At 41.4% G+C, this 20,598-nt stretch carries 20 protein-coding genes, 2 tRNA genes and 1 rRNA gene; 14 read left to right on the forward strand and 9 right to left on the reverse strand.

Translation table 11 applies throughout. The annotated features are described in order from the left end of the window. A 16S ribosomal RNA gene (locus tag RRG12_RS24210) occupies positions 1 to 189 on the reverse strand; the annotation flags it as partial. Between the two features lie 313 nt (positions 190 to 502). Between RRG12_RS24210 and nadC the strand changes: the two genes are divergently transcribed. Next, positions 503 to 1,369 (forward strand): carboxylating nicotinate-nucleotide diphosphorylase, encoded by an 867-nt coding sequence (nadC, locus tag RRG12_RS24215; RefSeq protein ID WP_420760940.1) that lies wholly within the window; start codon positions 503 to 505, stop codon positions 1,367 to 1,369. A 35-nt stretch (positions 1,370 to 1,404) separates the two neighbouring features. On the opposite strand, the gene RRG12_RS24220 is transcribed toward nadC, so the two are convergent. After that, entirely contained in the window at positions 1,405 to 1,908 is a 504-nt protein-coding gene (locus tag RRG12_RS24220; RefSeq protein ID WP_420760941.1) for a GNAT family N-acetyltransferase, read from the reverse strand. A gap of 731 nt (positions 1,909 to 2,639) precedes the next feature. Here RRG12_RS24220 and RRG12_RS24225 point away from each other — a divergent pair. Further along, complete coding sequence (locus RRG12_RS24225) at positions 2,640 to 3,563, forward strand: hypothetical protein (protein WP_420760942.1); 924 nt, start codon at positions 2,640 to 2,642, stop codon at positions 3,561 to 3,563. Between the two features lie 68 nt (positions 3,564 to 3,631). Here the strand turns inward: RRG12_RS24225 and RRG12_RS24230 are convergent, their stop codons facing one another. Beyond that, positions 3,632 to 5,302, reverse strand: a complete 1,671-nt coding sequence (locus RRG12_RS24230; protein WP_420760943.1) for a dipeptide ABC transporter ATP-binding protein — start codon at positions 5,300 to 5,302, stop codon at positions 3,632 to 3,634. Between the two features lie 382 nt (positions 5,303 to 5,684). Between RRG12_RS24230 and RRG12_RS24235 the strand changes: the two genes are divergently transcribed. Then, the gene (locus RRG12_RS24235) at positions 5,685 to 5,933 is read left to right on the forward strand and encodes a hypothetical protein (RefSeq protein ID WP_069073299.1); all 249 of its coding nucleotides are present in this window, start codon (positions 5,685 to 5,687) and stop codon (positions 5,931 to 5,933) included. 23 nt (positions 5,934 to 5,956) lie between these two features. On the opposite strand, the gene RRG12_RS24240 is transcribed toward RRG12_RS24235, so the two are convergent. Beyond that, entirely contained in the window at positions 5,957 to 6,739 is a 783-nt protein-coding gene (locus tag RRG12_RS24240; RefSeq protein ID WP_420760944.1) for a TrmH family RNA methyltransferase, read from the reverse strand. Positions 6,740 to 6,810: 71 nt separating this feature from the next. Beyond that, positions 6,811 to 6,892 (reverse strand) — tRNA-Leu (locus tag RRG12_RS24245). Between the two features lie 408 nt (positions 6,893 to 7,300). Between RRG12_RS24245 and murA the strand changes: the two genes are divergently transcribed. Continuing rightward, positions 7,301 to 8,668 (forward strand): UDP-N-acetylglucosamine 1-carboxyvinyltransferase, encoded by a 1,368-nt coding sequence (gene murA / locus RRG12_RS24250; RefSeq protein WP_420760969.1) that lies wholly within the window; start codon positions 7,301 to 7,303, stop codon positions 8,666 to 8,668. 637 nt (positions 8,669 to 9,305) lie between these two features. Here murA and RRG12_RS24255 read toward each other — a convergent pair. Continuing rightward, a complete protein-coding gene (locus RRG12_RS24255; RefSeq protein ID WP_420760945.1) occupies positions 9,306 to 10,928 on the reverse strand; it encodes an iron uptake porin in 1,623 nt (540 codons plus the stop codon). Positions 10,929 to 11,334: 406 nt separating this feature from the next. On the opposite strand from RRG12_RS24255, the gene RRG12_RS24260 reads away from it, so the two are divergent. The 7 genes from RRG12_RS24260 to RRG12_RS24290 all read left to right on the forward strand — a co-directional run bounded on the left by RRG12_RS24260 (position 11,335) and on the right by RRG12_RS24290 (position 16,883). After that, complete coding sequence (locus RRG12_RS24260) at positions 11,335 to 12,285, forward strand: metal ABC transporter substrate-binding protein (protein ID WP_420760970.1); 951 nt, start codon at positions 11,335 to 11,337, stop codon at positions 12,283 to 12,285. A 105-nt stretch (positions 12,286 to 12,390) separates the two neighbouring features. Then, entirely contained in the window at positions 12,391 to 13,167 is a 777-nt protein-coding gene (locus RRG12_RS24265; protein WP_420760946.1) for a metal ABC transporter ATP-binding protein, read from the forward strand. Positions 13,168 to 13,212: 45 nt separating this feature from the next. After that, positions 13,213 to 14,082: a metal ABC transporter permease gene (locus RRG12_RS24270; protein ID WP_420760947.1), complete on the forward strand. Its 870-nt coding sequence runs from the start codon at positions 13,213 to 13,215 to the stop codon at positions 14,080 to 14,082. Positions 14,083 to 14,156: 74 nt separating this feature from the next. Continuing rightward, a tRNA-Phe gene (locus tag RRG12_RS24275) sits at positions 14,157 to 14,229 on the forward strand. A 197-nt stretch (positions 14,230 to 14,426) separates the two neighbouring features. Then, positions 14,427 to 14,813, forward strand: a complete 387-nt coding sequence (locus RRG12_RS24280) for a hypothetical protein (protein ID WP_069073262.1) — start codon at positions 14,427 to 14,429, stop codon at positions 14,811 to 14,813. A 148-nt stretch (positions 14,814 to 14,961) separates the two neighbouring features. After that, complete coding sequence (locus RRG12_RS24285; protein WP_420760948.1) at positions 14,962 to 15,540, forward strand: hypothetical protein; 579 nt, start codon at positions 14,962 to 14,964, stop codon at positions 15,538 to 15,540. Positions 15,541 to 15,692: 152 nt separating this feature from the next. Then, positions 15,693 to 16,883, forward strand: coding sequence for an RNA-guided endonuclease InsQ/TnpB family protein (locus RRG12_RS24290; protein ID WP_420760949.1), 1,191 nt, complete (start codon positions 15,693 to 15,695; stop codon positions 16,881 to 16,883). A gap of 35 nt (positions 16,884 to 16,918) precedes the next feature. Here the strand turns inward: RRG12_RS24290 and RRG12_RS24295 are convergent, their stop codons facing one another. The 3 genes from RRG12_RS24295 to RRG12_RS24305 all read right to left on the reverse strand — a co-directional run bounded on the left by RRG12_RS24295 (position 16,919) and on the right by RRG12_RS24305 (position 19,787). After that, the gene (locus tag RRG12_RS24295; protein ID WP_420760950.1) at positions 16,919 to 18,250 is read right to left on the reverse strand and encodes a lipid-A-disaccharide synthase; all 1,332 of its coding nucleotides are present in this window, start codon (positions 18,248 to 18,250) and stop codon (positions 16,919 to 16,921) included. A 72-nt stretch (positions 18,251 to 18,322) separates the two neighbouring features. Further along, positions 18,323 to 18,946 (reverse strand): TenA family protein, encoded by a 624-nt coding sequence (locus RRG12_RS24300; protein WP_420760951.1) that lies wholly within the window; start codon positions 18,944 to 18,946, stop codon positions 18,323 to 18,325. A 70-nt stretch (positions 18,947 to 19,016) separates the two neighbouring features. Continuing rightward, complete coding sequence (locus RRG12_RS24305; RefSeq protein WP_420760952.1) at positions 19,017 to 19,787, reverse strand: pentapeptide repeat-containing protein; 771 nt, start codon at positions 19,785 to 19,787, stop codon at positions 19,017 to 19,019. 67 nt (positions 19,788 to 19,854) lie between these two features. On the opposite strand from RRG12_RS24305, the gene RRG12_RS24310 reads away from it, so the two are divergent. From RRG12_RS24310 to RRG12_RS24320, 3 genes are all read left to right on the forward strand, one after another. Further along, entirely contained in the window at positions 19,855 to 20,046 is a 192-nt protein-coding gene (locus RRG12_RS24310; RefSeq protein WP_069073267.1) for a hypothetical protein, read from the forward strand. Between the two features lie 71 nt (positions 20,047 to 20,117). Further along, the gene (locus RRG12_RS24315) at positions 20,118 to 20,384 is read left to right on the forward strand and encodes a toxin HicA (protein WP_069073268.1); all 267 of its coding nucleotides are present in this window, start codon (positions 20,118 to 20,120) and stop codon (positions 20,382 to 20,384) included. Further along, complete coding sequence (locus RRG12_RS24320) at positions 20,368 to 20,580, forward strand: type II toxin-antitoxin system HicB family antitoxin (protein ID WP_069073269.1); 213 nt, start codon at positions 20,368 to 20,370, stop codon at positions 20,578 to 20,580. The genes RRG12_RS24315 and RRG12_RS24320 overlap by 17 nt, the downstream gene beginning before the upstream one ends. Positions 20,581 to 20,598 lie beyond the last annotated feature (18 nt).

The following is a 20,598-nucleotide window of genomic DNA, read 5'->3' on the forward strand; positions in this document are numbered from 1 at the left end:
CTGTTCTCTCTTCCCCTTGCCGCACATCCGGTATTAGCCACCGTTTCCAGTGGTTGTCCCAGACCTGAAGGCAGATTCTCACGCGTTACTCACCCGTCCGCCACTAAATCCCGAAAGATTTCGTTCGACTTGCATGTGTTAAGCATACCGCCAGCGTTCATCCTGAGCCAGGATCAAACTCTCCGTTTTGTATTGGAAAGCTCTATAGCTCAATTAGCTGCTCTTTTAAAACTCCAGCTTAGTTCTCTTTATTTGCTTGACGCAGGCCACTTGTTGTATAATGGCTTTCAAACTATAATATTTTCAAGGTTCGGTGTCCTTCAGGCGTCGCTCTTTCGCGCTCCGCTTCAGGCACTTATTCAATATAGCGAACCTAATTCATTGTGTCAACTACTTTTTCCAAAATATTTTTGGGATTGTTTTCAGTCACTATCAAAGCCTTGGCGAGTAAGGGTTTTAGGCTATAGTATTCCTGAAAGTCACTAAGGAAGCAATTAAAGTTGTGAAGAATTCTGGTGTTTTGCCGCCGTGGCTGATTTTAGATCCACTATTACGTGGCTGGTTGATAGAGGATATTGGCAGAGGCGATCGCACTACAAATACGCTACTAGTAGAAGATGTGACGCTAGGCTCTGCTAAATGGATCGCTAAAGCTTCTGGGATAATTGCTGGCTTACCAGTTGCAGCTAGGGTGTTTCAGATTTTGAATGAAAAAGTCAGCTTTGTGGCGGTTGCGGCTGAAGGTGCATGGTGTGAGCCGGGACAGGTAGTAGCTGAAATTCATGGTTCGCTGGATGCGCTGCTGATGGGGGAACGAGTGGCGCTCAATTTGGCTATGCGGTTGAGTGGGATTGCCACGCTCACTAATATATATGTAGAGAAAATTGCAGATTTACCTGCTCAGTTGGTGGATACGCGTAAAACGACACCAGGGCTGAGACTGTTGGAAAAGTACGCGACTGCCTTGGGTGGAGCAATTAATCACCGTATGGGATTGGATGATGCAGTGATGATTAAGGATAATCACATTGCTGCTGCTGGGGGAATTGGAGAAGCTGTTACCCGTATTCGTTCTCAGATTCCTTATCCCTTGACTATAGAGGTTGAGACGGAAAGTTTAGAGCAGGTGAAAGAAGCTTTGCAGCACAAGGCTGACATTATTATGTTGGACAATATGCCTTTGGATATGATGCGTCAGGCGGTGCTGTTGATTCGTGAGCAGGATAGCCGAGTGAAAATTGAAGCTTCGGGGAATGTGAATTTGGAAACGATTCGCGCTGTGGCGGAAACGGGTGTTGACTATATTTCGAGCAGTGCGCCGATTACTCAGTCAAAGTGGCTGGATTTGAGTATGAGGATTGTAATTTAAATAAAATGAGGCGGATCATCACTTGTGCGATCGCTTTAAACAACAGGTTTACTAATTCGTAGTCCCATGATCACTAAGTCCCGTTCAACACTATCAAGTTCGGCAATGTTAGGTAAATGTCCCCAGCGCTGAAAGCCAAACGTTTCAAAGAGTTTTAAACTGGGCTGATTGTGGGCAAAGATGAAGCAAACTAGGCTCTTTATACCTAAACTAGGACTTTCGTTAATTGCTTGTGCTAAGAGTTGCCGTCCCAAGCCACACCGATGAAAGCTAGGGGCTATGTAAATACTAATTTCGGCAGTCTTACTATAAGCGGGTCGCCCATAAAAGGATTGGAAACTAAGCCATCCAGCGATTACTCCATCTACTTCAATTACCCAAAGTGGCCGTTGTGAAGGCGATCGCCCCTTAAACCAAGCAAGGCGACTTTCCACTGATACTGGTTCTAAGTCAGCGGTTGCCATGCGGCTGGGAATTGCGGTGTTGTAAATTGCCACAATTGCAGGCAAGTCAGTTTCAGTCGCATGGCGAATAGTCATTGATACTGTCTCGGAAAAAATCTTCAGAAAATATTTAAAAATAATACAGTGTTAACAGTAGCAATTCTACGGATTCTATCGTGATTGTCACAGATACTTTACCAGGTAGGGGACTCGTACCTTACATCAGATAATTGCTAACTCTACTAGCAAGTATGCGATAGACCACTACGAAAGACACCACCGTTGCTATAACTAGAGGAAAATTCAAACGCACTACCTACTGTATTTTGTGTAACAGAGAGACTTTATAACTCCTTACTTTTAAATTCTAAGTTTTATTCCTAACGCATCGTTCAGCATTCATCCTAAAGAAATAGATAGTTCTATTATGTCAGGAAAAATCAAATCTTTTCTCTGAATATTTATATAGTATTTTTTTACTGTTGAGATAATTTGTTTTTTTAAAATTCAGTGTACATAAATATTGCAGCAACATTTTTACTATAAGCTTTTATCCTTTGAAAACGTATAAATCCTTTATTAGCAAGATTTACAGGCAATTCAATTATGTTTTTATACATATAGAATTTAGGTTTATGTCTAACACTAAATTATATTTTGCAGTCATATTTACAAAACTGATTTTAAGTTCGTATTAATCAGTACAAGTTTTATATATAACTCAAGATAGAGGTTGTCACCATTAATAAGTCCTTAAAATTAATCAATATAAATATAAGCATACACATAAGCATCAAATCTATAGATTAAAATTAAGTGAACCTGTTATGTCTATTAATTGTTTAAAAAATCAAGATAGTAATATTCCAAATATTGTCGAAATAGCGCTTTTTATAGATAAAATAAAAAATAGCATTTGGCTTTTTGGTATTCCATCTTGGCTTTTCGGGATAACCGATAGAAGTATAGCTGTATTTGCCGATGGTTCTTTATCTGCTATAGAAATATTTCAGCTATTTACAGCCTCTTTCTTTTTTATGAGTTGGCTATATTTAAAGCCAGAAGAAAGCTTCAATAGCAATGATTTAGACCCCACCCAATATCAAGAATATCTCGCTCGTACTCAAGCTAACAAGCTGCAAATAAGAAAGCTACACATGATTAGCCAGGAGTATATTTTACCTTTCCCCTATATTTGCCAAATTTATCATCTATTGAACTTAAAACATTTAGAAACAGTTCATAGATTTAGCCTTAATAATCTTAAAATTCTTAATATCAGCCAGTTTCAAACTACAAATGTTGGTGGTAAAATCACATTTCAAACGATATTAGATTCACCAGCTAATCCTTTGAGAATTTGGCGGCAGCCAACTGTGGATGTGGATTTAATATTACATACTCCCTACACTGTTGAACTGAGTATTCCAGTCTATAATCACAAAAGGATAATTGTGATATTTAATGCTTTCCCTTTAACTGACTCAGAACATCAGTTGTTTATAGATATTTATAGTGACTTAGAGTGGCCAAAGCCATTATTACAAATAATATTGCATTTTGCTTCTTGTTTGACACTTTTTGAAGATTTGCCGTACCTAAAAGCTTTAGCTGATAAAAATATAGAGCGTTTATTCAACTTAAGTAGGACTTCAAATCACGAGAGTGCGTTGCTGTTTAAAAGGTTTGTTGAGCTATATGGATCGAGTGGAGAAGGAACTAAATTACTTGAGGGAAGGGAAGAGAGTTAGGAGACGCGATTAATCGCGTCTGTACAGAAGTTAGGAGTTTAAAACTTCTAACTCCTAATTTTACTTAGTTAAGCGCGTGCTAGTAATGGGGCAGCTGCTAGTAAGGTTTTGGTATAAGGATGCTGAGGATTGGCAAAAATCTTTTTTGTAAGACCGAGTTCGACAATTTTACCGCCATTCATTACGGCAATACGATCGCACAAAAATCGAGCTAACCAAAGATCGTGAGTGATGAATAGATAAGTTAACTCAAACTCTTCTTTTAATTGCAACATCAAATCCAGCACTTGCGACTGCACACTGGCGTCTAACATACTCACGGGTTCATCACAGATTAAAAGTTTAGGGTGAGTAATCAAAGCACGAGCGATCGCTACTCTTTGTTGTTGTCCACCAGATAAATCTGAGGGATAACGCTCATAATAAACTTCTGGCGGTGTTAACCCGACTTTATTTAGCATCCACAAAACCTGTTCTTTTGCCTTGGTAGGATTGGCAAGATTATGGATAAATAAAGGATCTGCAATACTTTGTCCCACTGTCATGGCTGGATTGAGACAAGCATGAGGATCTTGAAAGACCATTTGTATTTGTCGCCGTGAAGAACGAATTTCTTGACGCGACAGTTTAGTTAAATCCTGTCCTAAAAACTCAACTTTGCCACTAGTGGGACGAATTAGTTGCAAAATTGTTCGTGATAGCGTACTTTTACCACAACCTGATTCCCCAACTAAGCCGAGAATTTCTCCTGGATAAAGATCCAGGTTGATTCCATCTACTGCTTTAATTGTCTGCGTTTGTGTATTAAACAGTCGTTCGATAAAGTTAGGTTCTATGGTGTAATGTTGCTTGAGTTCTGTAACACTCAAAATTGGGGATTTCTCATTAATAATCGGTAATTGCTTTTCTCCGTCATTGGCAATTATCAATTCTCCACTATCATTTACTGCTTGAATATGTAAAGCTGCTTTTAAAAGCGATCGCGTATATTCATGCTGAGGTTGTCTAAATACGGTTTCTGTAGAACCCATTTCGACCATTTTGCCGTTGTACATCACGCCAATGCGATCGCAATACTCAGCCACCATTGCTAAATCATGAGAAATCAGCAACAATCCCATGTTTTCTTCACCGCACAGGCGAGTTAATTCTGTCAATATCTGTGCGGAAACAGTGACATCTAAACTGGTTGTGGGTTCGTCAGCAACAATTAACTTGGGATTGAGGAGTAAAGCTAAGGCGATCGCTACCCGTTGGCGCATTCCACCGCTAAACTCATGAGGATACTGATTCCAACGACTAGCGGGAATATTCACCTTAGCTAAAGTAGCAAGTGCTTTTTCTTTCGCTTCCCGCGTTGATAATTGTGGTGAGTGCGCCTGGAGGGTTTCGATACAATGCTTACCAATCGTCATCAGTGGATCGAGACGTGTCATGGGATCTTGAAAAATTAACGCGATCGCCTCTCCCCGAAATTTCTGCAACTGGTTAGGTGTCAAGTCAAACACCGATTGTCCTTGAAATGTCACGCGTCCCTCAACACGACTAGAGGCTGGTAGTAAACGCATTACTGCCCGTCCAATAGTTGATTTACCACAACCTGATTCTCCCACTAATCCCATTCTTTCACCTGGTTTCAAGGTGAAAGAGACATCATCAACCGCCCAGCTTGCTTCTTCTCCACTCCGTGCAGGATAGGCAACTCGCAGATTTTCGATACAGAATAAGGCTTCACTCATAGTTAGTTATCAGCCCTGAGCTACCAGTTTTTATAATTTCAAATTTAGGATAGTCTATCAAATGAAGAAGAATTCAGAACTCAGGAGTCAGAATGGGCTAAACGCCCCGCTATCGCTAACAGAATAAATTCTGTACGACTGGGCGATAGCGCCGCTGAATCTTTTTCCTTGATTATTACTCTATCCCTTTATCGGTAGAGTAATAAGCAATTCAGAATTCTGAATTCTGGCTCCTCTTAATTGGAGACAGCTATCGATATTCTTGATAAGCACTGCTAAAGTTGATACAGCACACAACTATGATGTTATAAGTGCAAAATTTAAATCCGTAGGAACTAGAATCAAAATTAAGTCAGTAAATCAGGATTTTCAAATTAATATTATGGAGCAAAGCCAGCCAGAACAGCGCCGCGCCGCTGATCAAGTGTTTCAACAATCCCTCGAACAGTTGGAGGATATCTTACAAGAAATTTCAATTGAGGAAGAAGAGATCCCCCAACTGCATACTAGTAATTTCACGGAAGTAGAACTCGACGAAGACTTGATAGATATTGATTTAGCGGCTCTTGAGGACGCAGTTGCTGATATTGAACAATATCTCGAAGAAAAAACAAAAACCCAATTGGGGTAAAAAGGTGAACTACTCAGATTTGCCTACTGGCAAATCAATTGCCGTTGAGCTTCGTACAACATTAAAGCGGCTGCGATCGCCACATTCAAAGATTCCACTCCAGGACTCAAAGGAATTCTGACTTGCTGATCTGCGATCGCTGCTAAATCTGCCGACAATCCAGCACCTTCATTTCCCAGTAAAATCATACTGGGTTTTCGCCAGTCCACTTCCCAATAAGTTAAAGTCGCACTCGGTAAAGTTGCCACTACCTGCATTCCTGCTTGCTGACTTTCTTGCACTGTCGCTTTTAAATCTTCGGTTACGGCTGTTGCTAGGCGAAACCATTGCCCTGCTGAAGCACGTAGAACTTTGGGGCTATCTAAATCTACACTATCTTCACTTACCCACAACCCTGATGCTCCGGCGGCGGCAGCAGTACGAATCATCGTACCCAGGTTGCCGGGATCTTGTACGGTTTCTAAAGCTAGCACTAAACCAGTAAATGGTATTTGAGTTTGCTGTTGGCCTCGTTTTGCCGTTGCCACCACACCATCAGGTTGGACTGTGGTCGCGATCGCATCCAAAACTTCTCTGCTGACAATTTCGGCGCGATCGCATCTACTACAAGCTTCATCCCAAAGTGAGGAATGGGCTGCTTGCCAATCTGGGGTACAACACACTGTTTCTAGAGGGTAATTCACCGCACAAGCTTCTTCTAACAGGTGCGTCCCTTCTAGTAAAAATAACTGCTGCTTGTGCCGCTCCTTTGTGGAATGCAGCTTGCGAATTTGCTTGACTAGGGAATTTTGTAAACTGGTCAACACGATTTTAGATTTTAGATTTTGGATTTTAGATTAATCCAAAATTGGCAATCTAAAATCCAAAATTGATGATATGCGGAACCCGGGACTTGAACCCGGAAGCCTTGCGGCACTAGAACCTGAATCTAGCGCGTCTGCCAATTCCGCCAGTTCCGCTGGCATTTGTGCTTATCGACAATTTCTTATTATTGCGTTATGTTTTACCTTTGTCAAGTAAAATTGTAACGCCTTGTTAAAAGGCTCAAATTGTAAACGAGTTTTTTAGGAGATCGGTCAAATAAAAATATTAACTCAACAGTAGAGCATTGATTTTTAGAGAACACTTAAGTTATTTTACTGAGTATTTTTTTTTGCTTAAAAATGCTACTTATTCATTCTTTTTTTGAAAATTTTCAAAAAGCTCAAAATGCTTGCTGTTACTTATTCTCAGCCCGGATTATTTACCCAAAAAACAATTTTTTTATCCAAGACGTTGCCCTAAAACGTGGACATTTTGAATCTTTACTGTAGAATCAAAACCAACTTCAAACATATAAAATACGTATTACTTTTGGAGGTAGGCTTATTAATCCTTCTACCAGCTTACCAGATGCCAAAATTGCTCCAGAGGCAGACTCCTCAGTCTTGCAAATTTGGGGTGGGCATCCTTTGCGGGGTCATGTGAAAATTAGCGGGGCAAAAAATTCAGCATTGGTAATCATGGCTGGAGCCTTGCTGTGTCCCGGCGATTGTCGTATCCGCAATGTCCCCTTATTAGCGGACGTTGAGCGGATGGGTCAGGTGTTATCGGCCTTGGGTGTACAATTAACACGACAAGGTGACATTTTAGACATCAACGCCAGCGAGATTAAAACATCAAAAGCTCCCTACGAACTAGTTACCCAGTTAAGGGCGAGTTTTTTCGCCATTGGTGCCATTCTGGCAAGACTGGGAGTAGCGCAGATGCCCTTACCAGGCGGTTGTGCTATTGGAGCTAGACCAGTTGACTTGCATGTGCGCGGACTGCAAGCAATGGGAGCGGAAGTACAAATTGAGCATGGCATTTGTAATGCCTACGTCCCTGGCAGCAGCAGGAGATTAAAAGGTGCGAAGATTTACTTAGACATCGCCAGTGTTGGAGCGACAGAAAACTTGATGATGGCGGCTACCCTGGCAGAGGGTGAAACGATCATCGAAAATGCTGCCAGAGAACCAGAAGTAGTTGATCTAGCTAACTTCTGTAACGCGATGGGAGCGAAGATTAAGGGCGCGGGGACTAGCAGGATTATTATTGAAGGAGTCCCCAAGTTGCATTCTGTTGACTACAGCATCATTCCCGATCGCATTGAGGCCGGGACGTTTTTGTTAGCAGCAGCAATTACCCGCTCAGAACTTCTTCTCTCGCCAGTGGCTCCAGAACATCTCATCCCAGTGATTGCCAAGCTGCGGGATATTGGAGTGACAATAATTGATGAAAAGCCTGACCAATTACATATTCTGCCAGCGGAAAGCCTTAAGGCAACGGATATTGAAACTCAATACCATCCAGGTTTTCCCACAGATATGCAAGCACCGTTTATGGCTTTGCTGACATTGGCAGAAGGCGACAGTGTAATTAACGAATCCGTCTTTGAAAATCGCTTGCGTCATGCCTCAGAGTTGAATCGCTTGGGAGCAGACATTCGTGTTAAAGGCAACGCTGCTTTCGTTCGGGGGGTACCAAAATTATCTGGCGCACCAGTTTTAGGTACAGACTTACGAGCATCAGCCGCGCTAGTCATAGCAGGACTGGCAGCAGAAGGGCAAACCACGATTCAAGGACTACAGCACCTCGATCGCGGCTATGATCGACTCGATATGAAATTGCAGCAGTTGGGGGCTAAAATCCTCCGCGTGGGCGAAACATCAGCAGATGCAGAAATAGCTCCCAGCATCAGTAGCCTGTCAAGTTGAAATTGATCGGTTGAAACTGGCGCAGGGACAAGGGAGATGAGGGAGACAAGGTAAAGTTTTCTCCCTTACCTCCACTATCTATACCCTGCGCTCTGCTGAATTCTCCTGATAGATAGAGGCTTTTAAGTTTTATGCATATCTTTTTTTGATGAATTTTCAAGAAAAATCTGTGTTGGCTGTTACAATATTGTTAAGAAAAGTTGCCCGTTGCATTTTGGGAACGCGCAATTGGGTTTTAACTCTCTTGAGAAGACAACGCAAAAAAACATTTTCTAGACCAGCTGTGGGAGGCTGGTCTTTTTGTATTTAAAGTACCCATGCATTGGTTATCTGATAAATCACTACGAACACTTTGAGCATTTATGGGTAGTAAGTTCAAGTCTCAATACGGTTCGGTTAAGGTTTTTTGATGGAAATTGTAGAGCGCAAAAATCCGATAAATCGTTATAAAGACGCGATAAATCGCCGTCTCTACAAGTGTTTTGGTCTTATCTGAACTGTATTGATCTATATTCAGAATCACTATAGTGTTTTGAGATATCAATCCCAGCAAAAATACGGAGTTTTATTTGTGAGACTACACACAAAATAAAAGACGCAAATTTATCCTTTGCGTCTTCTTTTAAGATTTTAAAAATTAGAAACTAAATGTGGTTCTCAATGCACCAATAACAACATCATCATTGTCGTTGTTGTGATCTGGTGATGTTAACCAAATAACTCCTGGAGTAATGGTGATATTGTCACTCAGCTTATACTGGTAGAACGCCTCAAGATGATAGGACGTATCAGGATCACTAGCCAATCCTGCGATGTCAGAGCTTGTCACTTTTGGCTCCACACCAGCGATAATACCTGCTAAGTTACCTTTTTTACCGAGGTCAGGGAAGCCGAGGGTGACAGCATAGTTCCAAATATCAACATCTCCACTGGTTCCTCTTAAACTTTGGCTGTTGGTGTATCCAGCCCAACCACCCAAAACGATATTATCAGTGATGCCAATGGATGCTTGGACGCCGTAAGAATTACTGGAAAATCCTACTTGATCTTCTGGTAAACCCTGGATAGCTGCTATATCCTGGAAAGTGGCAGCATTGCTACCTGTGAGTAGTGGTTGGTTGTAGGAATTGATGTAAGTTAAACCGATAGAAATGCGATCGCTTGGTTTAACTGTCAACTGCGCCAGCGCACCATAAGCACCATTAAACAAACCATTATTAAGGGTAGGGTCATTCGCTGTACCACTCAAGTACCCTAGACTTAGTGCTAATTTATCACTAAACTCGTGTGTTACTCCCAACCCCGCGCCGCCTATTTGGTTATAAATTGGGTTGCGTGTACCAAAGGTAGACAAAGCACCAAAAGCACCATCACCGTCAAAGAGGTTGACAGTGCTGGTAACGTCGTCTGCTGCACCTCCATTAGCGATCGCGATCACCTGTGTTTTTTCGCCCAAAGGAAATCTGTAGAACAGTGCATCTATCGCAGCATTAGTAGTACCATCCTCGCCAGCAAAGAATAAGTTACCCTCTGGTGTACCAATATTCGGGCTGAGAATATTATTAGCCTGGATTCTGGTAAAGAGTGTATCTTGTCCTGTGAAGCTGGTGACAAATTCTACTCGCGCCCGTACTCCTAATGTTGTGTTCTCGTCTGTAATTTCTTCACCGTTGACTGTATTTCCTGACAAAACATCGCTAACGACAGCAACAACTTGTCCTTGCAGTTTGGTTGTGGTTGAAAATTGATTCGCCTCCAATTCAGCAGTGCGTACTTCTACTGCATCTACACGACCTCTAAGTGTCGCCAGTTCTGCTGAATAATCTTCTTGCAGCTTTTGTAATGTGGCTAAATCTTCTTTGTTAACTAAATCGCCTGTAGCTGTTGCAATTAGTTCGTTAACCCGATCAAGACAAGCATTCAAACCGGCAGCAAACTCATATCGCGTTAATGCCCGATTACCGCGATAAGTGCTATTTGGGTATCCTGCAATACAGCCATAGCGCTCAACCAACGACTGTAATGCTTGGAATGCCCAGTCGGTGGGTTGTACGTCAGAAAATTGAGACACGGAGGTAACTTGCCCCATTATCTGATCTGGGGCTATGTTCTGAGTTCTTGTGTCTGGATTGGCTAAAACTTGCGGTTGGTTGATTTCAGAATTGCTGGAAGTTTCACCTGCAAATGCAGCAGTATTCACAAATAGCATTACGCTAAAAACTGCTGGACTAACCAGCAGATATTTACAGAATTTTTGCATTTTTTTCCTCACACCAATCTCCAATTCACACCTAAAACACGTTTTTTTAAACGTGTTTTTCATGAAAATATTTCTCAGTAATTTTATCAGAACTAAGCAAACTTTTTAACAAAAAAAGTCAAGAAATCCTAATTATTCAGGGAAAACTAAATTGCAGAAGGCTGTACCGTCTGCAAAAGTGTTGTTGTTATTCATTACACAGGAAATCCAGAATGATATGATGTGCTGTGAATGAGAATGAGAATTATTATAGTATAAAATCAATAATCAGTCTCATTGTCAATAGGAATTATGACAGAGGCAAAACAAGCATCCGTTTTGAGGGGAAAAGACCGTGATGATGAATTACAGAGGACTTAGAACAGGCAGACAAAGAAGCGGCATCTTGTCTATAATTGCTCTGCTAATGTTGTCAATGGCTAGCTGTAGCCAATCGAATCCGAATCAGGGAACAACTTCCGAACAGTCGCCGCAAGTACAGGAACCTGCTTCTACCCCAACGGCGCAGTCGGGAAAAACTAAAGTAGTGGCGACATTTTTGCCGATATATTTGTTTACTAAGGCGGTAGCTGGAAACGTGGCAGATGTAGAAATTTTAGTGCCGCCCGGTACGGAGGTACATGAATATCAAGCGACACCACAAAATGTCAAAGCGATCGCTACTGCGAATGTGTTAGTAAAAAATGGTTTAGGTTTGGAGGAGTTTCTGGAAAATACTATCAAAAATGCCGAAAATAAAAAACTAACTGAAATTGATGCCAGTAAAGGTATTAAACCCTTAAATGAAATCTCACCTGTTGTGAAAACAGCGAAAGAAGAAAAAGACCACGACCACAATCACAGCCACGCCCAAGGAAATCCACACGTATGGTTAGATCCAGTTTTGGCAAAACAGCAAGTAACAAATATTCGGGATGGATTAGTTGCTGCTGATCCAGCGAACAAAGCTATTTATGAAGCTAATGCTGCTGCTTATATTAAAGAATTAGAAAATTTAAACAGCGAATTTCAACAGACTTTACAAAAAAATCCTAGTTGCACCTTTATTACCTTTCATGATGCGTTTCCATATTTAGCTCAACGCTATAAACTCAAGCAAGTTGCTGTGGTGCAAATTCCCGAAGATCAACTTTCACCAGCGGATGTGCAAAATGCAGTCAATGCTGTGAAAAAGTACAAAGTTAAAGCTTTATTTAGTGAACCAGGAGTAGATAACAAACTTCTAACCAGCCTATCCCAAGATTTAAATTTAACTTTGCAGACGCTAGATTCATTAGAAACTGGCGAAACAGATCCACAGCATTATTTCAAAGCGATGCAAGCTAACTTGCAAACTCTAGAAACAGCTTGTAAATAGGTTTGTCATTTGTCAGATGTCCTACCCTGCGGGAAGCCGCTAGCGCGTCTATGTCCTTTGCAAATGACAAATGACAAATGACAAATAACCAATGAAAAATAACCAATGACAAATGATATTGCTATTTTGAAAGTAGAAGGATTAACTGTCTATCAAGGCAGCTATCTAGCTGTTCGAGATGTTTCCTTTGAATTATTACCAGGAACAGATACAGCCATAGTTGGCCCTAACGGTGCTGGTAAAAGTACCCTGGTAAAAGCGGTTTTAGATTTGATACCTCGAAGTGCTGGTACGATTGAAATATTAGGTCGCCCAATTGCAAGACTGGGGCGTTTACGTCACTTGTTGGGTTATATGCCGCAAAATTTCATCTTTGACCGTAGTTTTCCCATTTCTGTCAGCGAATTGGTAGGACTGGGATGGGCTAAGGAAGGTAAAAGGGGGGATTTATTTTTTTCCAAGCTGTGGAGACAAGACCGAGAAAAATCGGCAGCAGTAACAGAAGCTTTACGGCGAACTGATGCTTATCATTTACAGCATCAAGCTATTGGTACTCTTAGCGGTGGTCAACTCAAGCGGGTTTTATTGGCTTATTGTTTGGTAATGCCTCGGAAACTATTGGTACTAGATGAAGCCTTTGCTGGTGTTGATGTGCAAGGTGCAGCAGATTTTTACGCTTTGCTAAATGAGTTAAAGCGGGAGGAAGGTTGGACAGTATTGCAAGTTTCCCACGATATTGATATGGTAAATCGCCATTGCGATCGCGTGCTTTGTCTAAACCAAAGCATTGTTTGTACTGGTAAGCCAGAAATTGCCCTTTCACCGCAAAACCTGTTAGCAACCTACGGCCCAGGTTTCAGCCGCTATCAGCACCAACATTAAAATAATTTGTAATTAGACTCTCAGAATTAGTTAATGCCCATAAGTATGAATTTTTTCAATGATTGTCAGATAGCTTGGCTTGCGATCGCCAGCAGCAATGACTTGCTAGAGTTATTACAACTTGCTTCTATACAGCGTGCGATCGTAGGTGCTGCGTTGATGGGCATACTTGGCGGGATGTTGGGTAGTTTTGTCACCTTACGCCAGTTATCCTTTTTCAGCCATGCGGTTGGTCATGCAGCATTGGTAGGTGTGGCGTTAGGTGTGCTGCTACAGGTAAATCCTACTTGGATGCTATTACCTTTTACCTTAGTTTTTGGTGTTATTGTTCTCTACTTCATCGATAAAAGCGACTTAGCGAGCGATAGCGTACTTAGCATAGTGTTATCTGGGGCATTAGCGATCGGTTTAATTCTCACAAGCTTAATTAAAGGATATCGTGGCAGCTTGATGGCTGTGCTGTTTGGGGATATTTTAGCGATCGATACCACAGATTTGATTTTGACCCTGCTAGTACTTGTGGGAGGTAGTATATTTTTACTCTCAACCCTGCGACAGCAAATTTTATTGACCCTTAACCCCGATGTGGCGCAGGTTCAAGGCGTTCCCGTTCAATTGTACCGCTATGCTTTTGTGGTCTTGCTTTCACTCGCCGTTGCTGTAGCGATTAAAGCTGTTGGCGTTTTACTGGTAAACGCCTTTTTGGTTATTCCCGCTTCCACCGCCAAACTGATGAGTCACCACTTTAGCCGCTTTCTAATCATGTCGGTGATTGTTGGTTCCATCAGCAGCATTGCTGGCATCATGGTGTCAGGTATTTTCAACCTTGCTTCTGGCCCAAGTATTGTTCTTGTCCAGTTTCTACTATTTGTAGCCGTTTTCATCTGGTTTAAGTTGAAATTGACAGCCGCCTAAATATTTTTTTTTAAGGCCTTGCTATATTCTTTGATGTTTGCTACATTGATTAATCGTGGCTCACAAAAGCCCCAGCCGGGATAGCTCAGTTGGTAGAGCAGAGGACTGAAAATCCTCGTGTCACCGGTTCAAGTCCGGTTCCTGGCATACTTCACAGAGAAAAACACAACTGACATAAGGCATAAACTGACGTAAAGCTAAAGCCTAAAACTCTGAAAGCTAAGAAGTGGGAGAGTTTCTAAGTAGTTGAAATCTTGTTAACCTTTATGCTTAAAATTGCACAAGAGGTTTATTTGGCATCTACTGACAGCTAAAGTTAACCCTTTGCAGGACTCCCCCAAGCAATGCTGACTGAAATTTTACCTTTCCGTTTTGAGTTAGACACGATCGCGATCGCAGGAGCGAGTTTGTGGTCGTTGGCGCTATATCTAGGTTTTTCCCCAGTTAATGAATGGGTAATCGAGCAACTCAACCGCTGGTTTAACTTTGCCGAGCGATCGCTTTATACTAGCCAATCAGAATTTGAAAAGACTCGTAAAGCCAGAGAATCTCAAAATGCTTTCTACGCTTCTCTCTTCAGTATCGTGCCTTTTTTAGTAGTTGGTGCTTTATGTAACTGGGGTCTGGAAATTAGTTTAGGTGAGAGTTGGGGAATTAGTACAGGTATATTAGCTTGTATGGGCGCTGGCATTTATGAACTTGGGCGCAGGGATGGAGAATCTTCGGATTAAGAGAGATAAGGGGCATGAGGGAGAAATTTCTTATTTCTTTAGCCTCCCTCTACTCAGCAATAGTATGTAAGCACAATGATCCGTCCGTAACACTAAAGATTACATTTTTTAATTAGAATTATGGAGGATAGGAATTAAAAATAAAATTATGAAAAAACTTTCAATGAGCTTGGCACTAGTGTCAGCAAGTATTTGTACAGTACTATCTATCTCTGCTTTGTCAAATACTTTGTCAGATCGTTGCTCACTTCAGAATCAACTCAGCATCCTTCCGCCCGAAATCTTCAACAAAATCTTTCCTGAAGAAGTTAATCGGTTGAGCATATTTCAAAAACGTCCGCTAACTTCAGCTTCGGAAAAGGAAATTAAGCAAGCTGCTGTAAACTATACTCTTGCCCACTCTTGCCGATTTAAGATACTCAGCGGCATACCTGAAGCAATATTTGCCCGTCCAATCAAAGCTGCTGAAATTCCTTCTACTGGTTTTGGTGAGTTTGATTTTATGGGTAAAGAACCGCCATTGATGTTAGTAGTAGTCAAAGGAAACTTTGACATTAGCGGCTTTCAATCTTCAAATCCTCGTCGCTCAACAAAGTATACTGCTTATATTTTTGACCTCCAGGCTGGTACACCAATTTTTTCCGCAACTGGATTGTCAGGAGAATACTTCCGCAATGCCCTTAATGACTCAACGGTGCCAGATGATTTAGAATCTGTTGGTCTTTAATTGTTACGAGTGTGATGCGTAAAGCCCCCGTCATTCATGTGGGGGATATAAGCGAGTGGTTGAATTTATTCAACCGCCAAGATTGAAAAACTTGATCAATTTCCCTAATATCTTATACCAGCTATGGTAGTACAAGATAGGAGGTAAAACCAATGCTTGTTTTTGAGTTCAAAGCTTATGGGAAGTCAGCGCAATTAATAGCGATAGATGATGCAATTCGGACTGGAAAGTTTATTCGTAATAGCTGTATTCGGCTATGGATGGACGTTAAAAATACTGGTAAAAATGATTTGCAGAAATACTGTGCTGTACTTGCGGCTAATTTTCCCTTTGCTAATGAACTTAACTCAATGGCTCGTCAAGCTTCTGCTGAAAGAGCTTGGTCTTCTATCTCTCGGTTTTATGACAACTGCAAGAAGGGTATTCTAGGTTCAAAGGGGTATCCTCAATTCCAGAAAGATTGTCGTTCTGTGGAATATAAAACGTCAGGATGGAAGCTTGCAGATAATCGAAAATCCATAACCTTTACCGACAAAAAAGGTATTGGTCGCTTAAAGCTCAAAGGTACTCGTGATTTGCACTTCTACCAAATTAACCAAATAAAACGGGTAAGATTGGTAAAACGTGCAGATGGTGTGTATGCTCAATTTTGTATTGACATAGACCGTTCTGAGAATATAGAACCTACTGGCAATACCATTGGGTTAGATGTGGGGTTGAAGGAATACTACACTGATTCAGATGGAACAATGGTCGAAAATCCTAAGTTTCTTCGTGTTGGTGAAAAAGTTCTCAAGCGCTCTCAACGTCGTGTCTCTAGAAAAGTAAAAGGTTCAAGAAATAGAGGACGTGCTAGACAGATTTTAGGCAAACGCCACCTCAAAATAAGTAGGCAACGTAAAGACCATGCTGTGAAATTAGCACGGTGCGTAATTCAGTCTAACGACTTGATCGCCTATGAAGATTTGAGGATTAAAAATATGGTGAAAAATCATTGTTTAGCTAAGTCTATTAATGATGCATCTTGGTATCAGTTTCGTGTATGGATTGAGTACTTTGGTAAAGTATTTAAACGTGTCACGGTTGCGGTTAATCCGCAATACACAAGCCTTGAATGCTCTAGCTGCGGTGAAGTCGTTAAGAAAACTCTATCCACTAGAACACACGTATGTTTGTGTGGATGCGTCATGGACAGGGACAAAAACGCAGCCAGAATAATCCTTAGTCGGGGATTGGGTACGGTAGGGCATACCGGAACCTTTGCGCTAGACGCAAGCAACGCTTGGGGAGATGAAACCTCTACTCTTGTTGGTGCAAACCTGCATGAGCAAGTTATGTCTTAGATTCAAGAATCCCCGTCGATTTATCGCGGGGAGTGTCAACCAATTTCCTCACCAACAATCTGTGCTATCTTCTGGGCTGCACCGCTTTCACCGCGAATATTACGGAGTTTATCGCGGATATCATCCAATTTTTCTGGATGGGCTAATAAATCTAAAACCATTTCCCCAATTTCTTGCGGTTGAAGTTTACCCATAAGTTCTGGCACTATCTCTTCCTGTGCCCAGATATTTGGCCATGCTAATAAACCTTTGCGTCTCACAAATCTTAGGAATAGCCAATTAATTACGTTGGCAAAGGGCGTACCTACACCTGGCAGATTTGCCAGCAACCCAGGTAAACCATCCCAAGAACGCATGGCGTCAAGTTGCTGCGTTGGCAGCAAAACAATCATTGGTATTGATAAAGCACCGAGTTCGGCAGTGTTTGCCCCCACCGTAGTTAAGCAGATGCAGCACTGGGACAATAAATGATATGCAGGGTTTTCTTGCCACAGTTCCACAGTTAAGCCCGTTGTTGTTTTAAGCAATGCCTTCCCTCTACCGTCCTCTGGGAGAATTAAGGAAGCACCGCCAAAGCCAAAGATTTCAGCAATAGAGTTCTTTTTGAGATCGGCAAAACTAGCTAAAGTTTGTAAATCCAGAGTTGGGGCTACAGGAATCACAAATTTGGTTTGCGGCCTTTTTGCATGAATGTATTCGGCAATGCTTAGAGTTAATGGCACTCCTTGGGATAATTTTGCTGCTTTTGATCCAGGGAGTAAACCAATCAATTCAATCTCTTGTCCTTCCTTGTGGAAAGTAGCTGACGTGTCTATATTATTAGTCATTTGTCCTTTGTCGTTTGCTAAGGACAAATGACTAATGACTAATGACTCTTGACTACTAGCTTCTAGCATCAAATCTCCGACGACAGTGAATTTGTGGGCATATTTTGCTGGGACTTTGGCTGCAACTTTGGGTTTCATTACACCAAAGCGATCAATCCAGTTATGCCACCTGGCCTCCCATTCGGCGTAAACCACTGTGCGATATCCGAGTTTTTTACCTATGACTACGGGAAAAATTTGATCCCCACCGAGGAAAACAACTACACCGCGACTTCTCCAGTCCCAATTTTCAAATGTTTTGCCCCAAAGCAAAATTTGCCAAAAATGCTCTGCTCCTTGTACTCTATCTACTTCTGGGTAAGAAAGAGCGATCGCAGCTTCTTTTCCACTGGCATTTGAGCAAGGTGACAATACCACAGAAATCCTCACTACAGAAGGATCATCCCCTAGTTCTTGCCGCAATGCCTTTACTACTGGACGCACCCAGGTTGTTACCTCACCTGGGCCATTTGATAGGATGAGAATATCTACTTCAGTCATTAGTTAATGGTCAGTAGTTAGGGGCCATTATTTACATACGTTGAATTTATTTCGCTGACTTAATTAGGTACATTACTCCAAAATCCACGCAGCCTGAAAAAAGTCATGCTCACAAAACATAGCATAACGATAGGTTGAATGCACAACAGGATTGGTAGTGGCATAATTGTCAACTAAATTTTCTAATTGTTGTGTTAGTGGTTGAAAGTCTGCGCTGCTGTAAGTACGAATCCAGTCTGCATATTGATGATTAGGAATGCCATTACAAGCCAACTTTTCTCCCAAAAAGGCATACAAACGCATACAGGGAGACATCGCCGCAGCAGTTAAGCCCACATCTCCACCCCAAGCAGTTGCTAATAAAAAATCAGTATAGCGGCGGGTAGCAGATTGTGGTTCTACAGAATGCAAATTGACTCCCCACTGCGAAGCATAGCTACTATGCAACCGCAGTTCTTCTAAAACACCGCTAGCTAAGTTATGAAATGTAGTGAAGCCTAACCAGTCTGGTGCTTTAGCTGCGGCAATACTGTACGCACGGGCAAAAGCTTCTAAAAAAAAAGCATCTTGCCCTACGTAGTAAGCAAATTTAACTTGCTCAAGAGTACCATCGCCAATGCTTTGAACGAAAGGATGCTCTAGGCAAGCTTGGGCTAAGTCTTGATTTGCTGCCCATAATTCCTTAGATAAAGTCATTTGTTATTTGTCATTTGTCATCTGCATATTATCCCTCTGTTCTTTTAACTCTCCCACTTAAAAAAAGTACTTAAAAAGGGAAGAACTGGAGCAAGACTGAGCCAAGACTTCCCAAAAAGTCAACAAAACTGGGTTTACCAGCGCTTACTTTTTCATTGACGGGTGTTTGCAGTTCTTTAATAAAAGCTTGGGCTGTTAGCGTTCCAGTACCGTTGTTTTGGGATGTAAACAATTTTTCGGCAACTTGGGCGTCTTGGAATGCACCTTGTCTATCTAGTATTTGGTAACGGGCGACACCACGAGCTAAGTAAGCACCCGCATATTCTGGTTTAATAGCGATCGCTTGATTAAAATAACTAATTGCTTGCTGTTGGTTGCCTTTTTGTGCTTCTGCTACACCCCAAGCATAAAATTCTTCTGGTGAAGCAATTTGTGATGGTATACCAACTGCACCTTGGAAGTTAGCACCATTTAGGTAAGCACCAGTCAGTTCTACATTTGCTAGATAGGTATTTCTCAAGTCAGCACCCGTCAAATTTGCCCCACTAAATTTAGCTTCGCTCAAGTTAACACCAAATAAACTAGCGCCACTCAAGTTTGCACCCCGCAAATCTGCACCGCTCAAGTTTGCACGGCTGAGGTTAGCACCTGTGAGATTAGCACCACTCAAATTCGCTCCAGATAAGTCAGCCATCACTAAACCTGCGCTAGTCAAATCACAGTTTTGACATTGTTTAGTTGCCAACAACTGTCTAACATGTTCAGAATTTGCTGCTTGTACACTGGTTGTCAAACTAATCGTGGTTAAAAATGCGGCTACACCTAGAATGTGGTTTTTCATATTTATGTAATATTTCTTACTCAATACCAACACTAACTGAGATGGATTTATACCTCAGAATTATGATATGAGCAATCTTAACAATTTGACCTCTGTAGTTACCTATATTACTTATAAATTTGGGTATAGCGGTTATCAGTTGGGTTTGATACCAGTGTTTCACAAGCGATATCTTCTGTTGCGTTTGCAACGCGATCGCATTTCTCTATTTTATAAACAAGCGATCAATGTCAAGCAAAATGATGTGCCTCCACAATAGTCATTTGTTTTTGTATGCTCCGATTTTAAATAAATATGAGACTATAGAAACATTAAAGCAGTCAGAAAAACGTGAGTCAGCAAGACAAACTCTTAGACAAAATTCTCTCTGGGACTTCTGATACAGACATCCCTTTCGCCCAACTGTGGCAACTTTTATATACACTAGGCTTTGATGAACGGATTCGTGGCGATCATCGTATTTTTATCAAAGCCGATGTTGAAGAAATATTGAACCTACAACATAAAAGAGGAAAAGCCAAAAGCTATCAAATTAAACAAGTTCGGGCAGTAATTCTCAAGTATAAACTAGGAAGTAAAAATGATGTTTCGCTATGAAATCATTCTCTACTGGAGTGAATTAGATCAAGCCTTTATTGCTGAAGTACCAGAATTATCAGGCTGTGCTGCTGACGGCGATAGTTACCAAGAAGCCTTGCATAATATAGAATTAGTTATGCAGGAATGGATAGAAACGGCTAAGGATTTAGGGCGTCCAATTCCTCAACCTAGACCACGTTTGATGTACATTTAATTGATACAAAATCCTACT

It is taken from the genome of Nostoc sp. CALU 546, assembly GCF_048836525.1.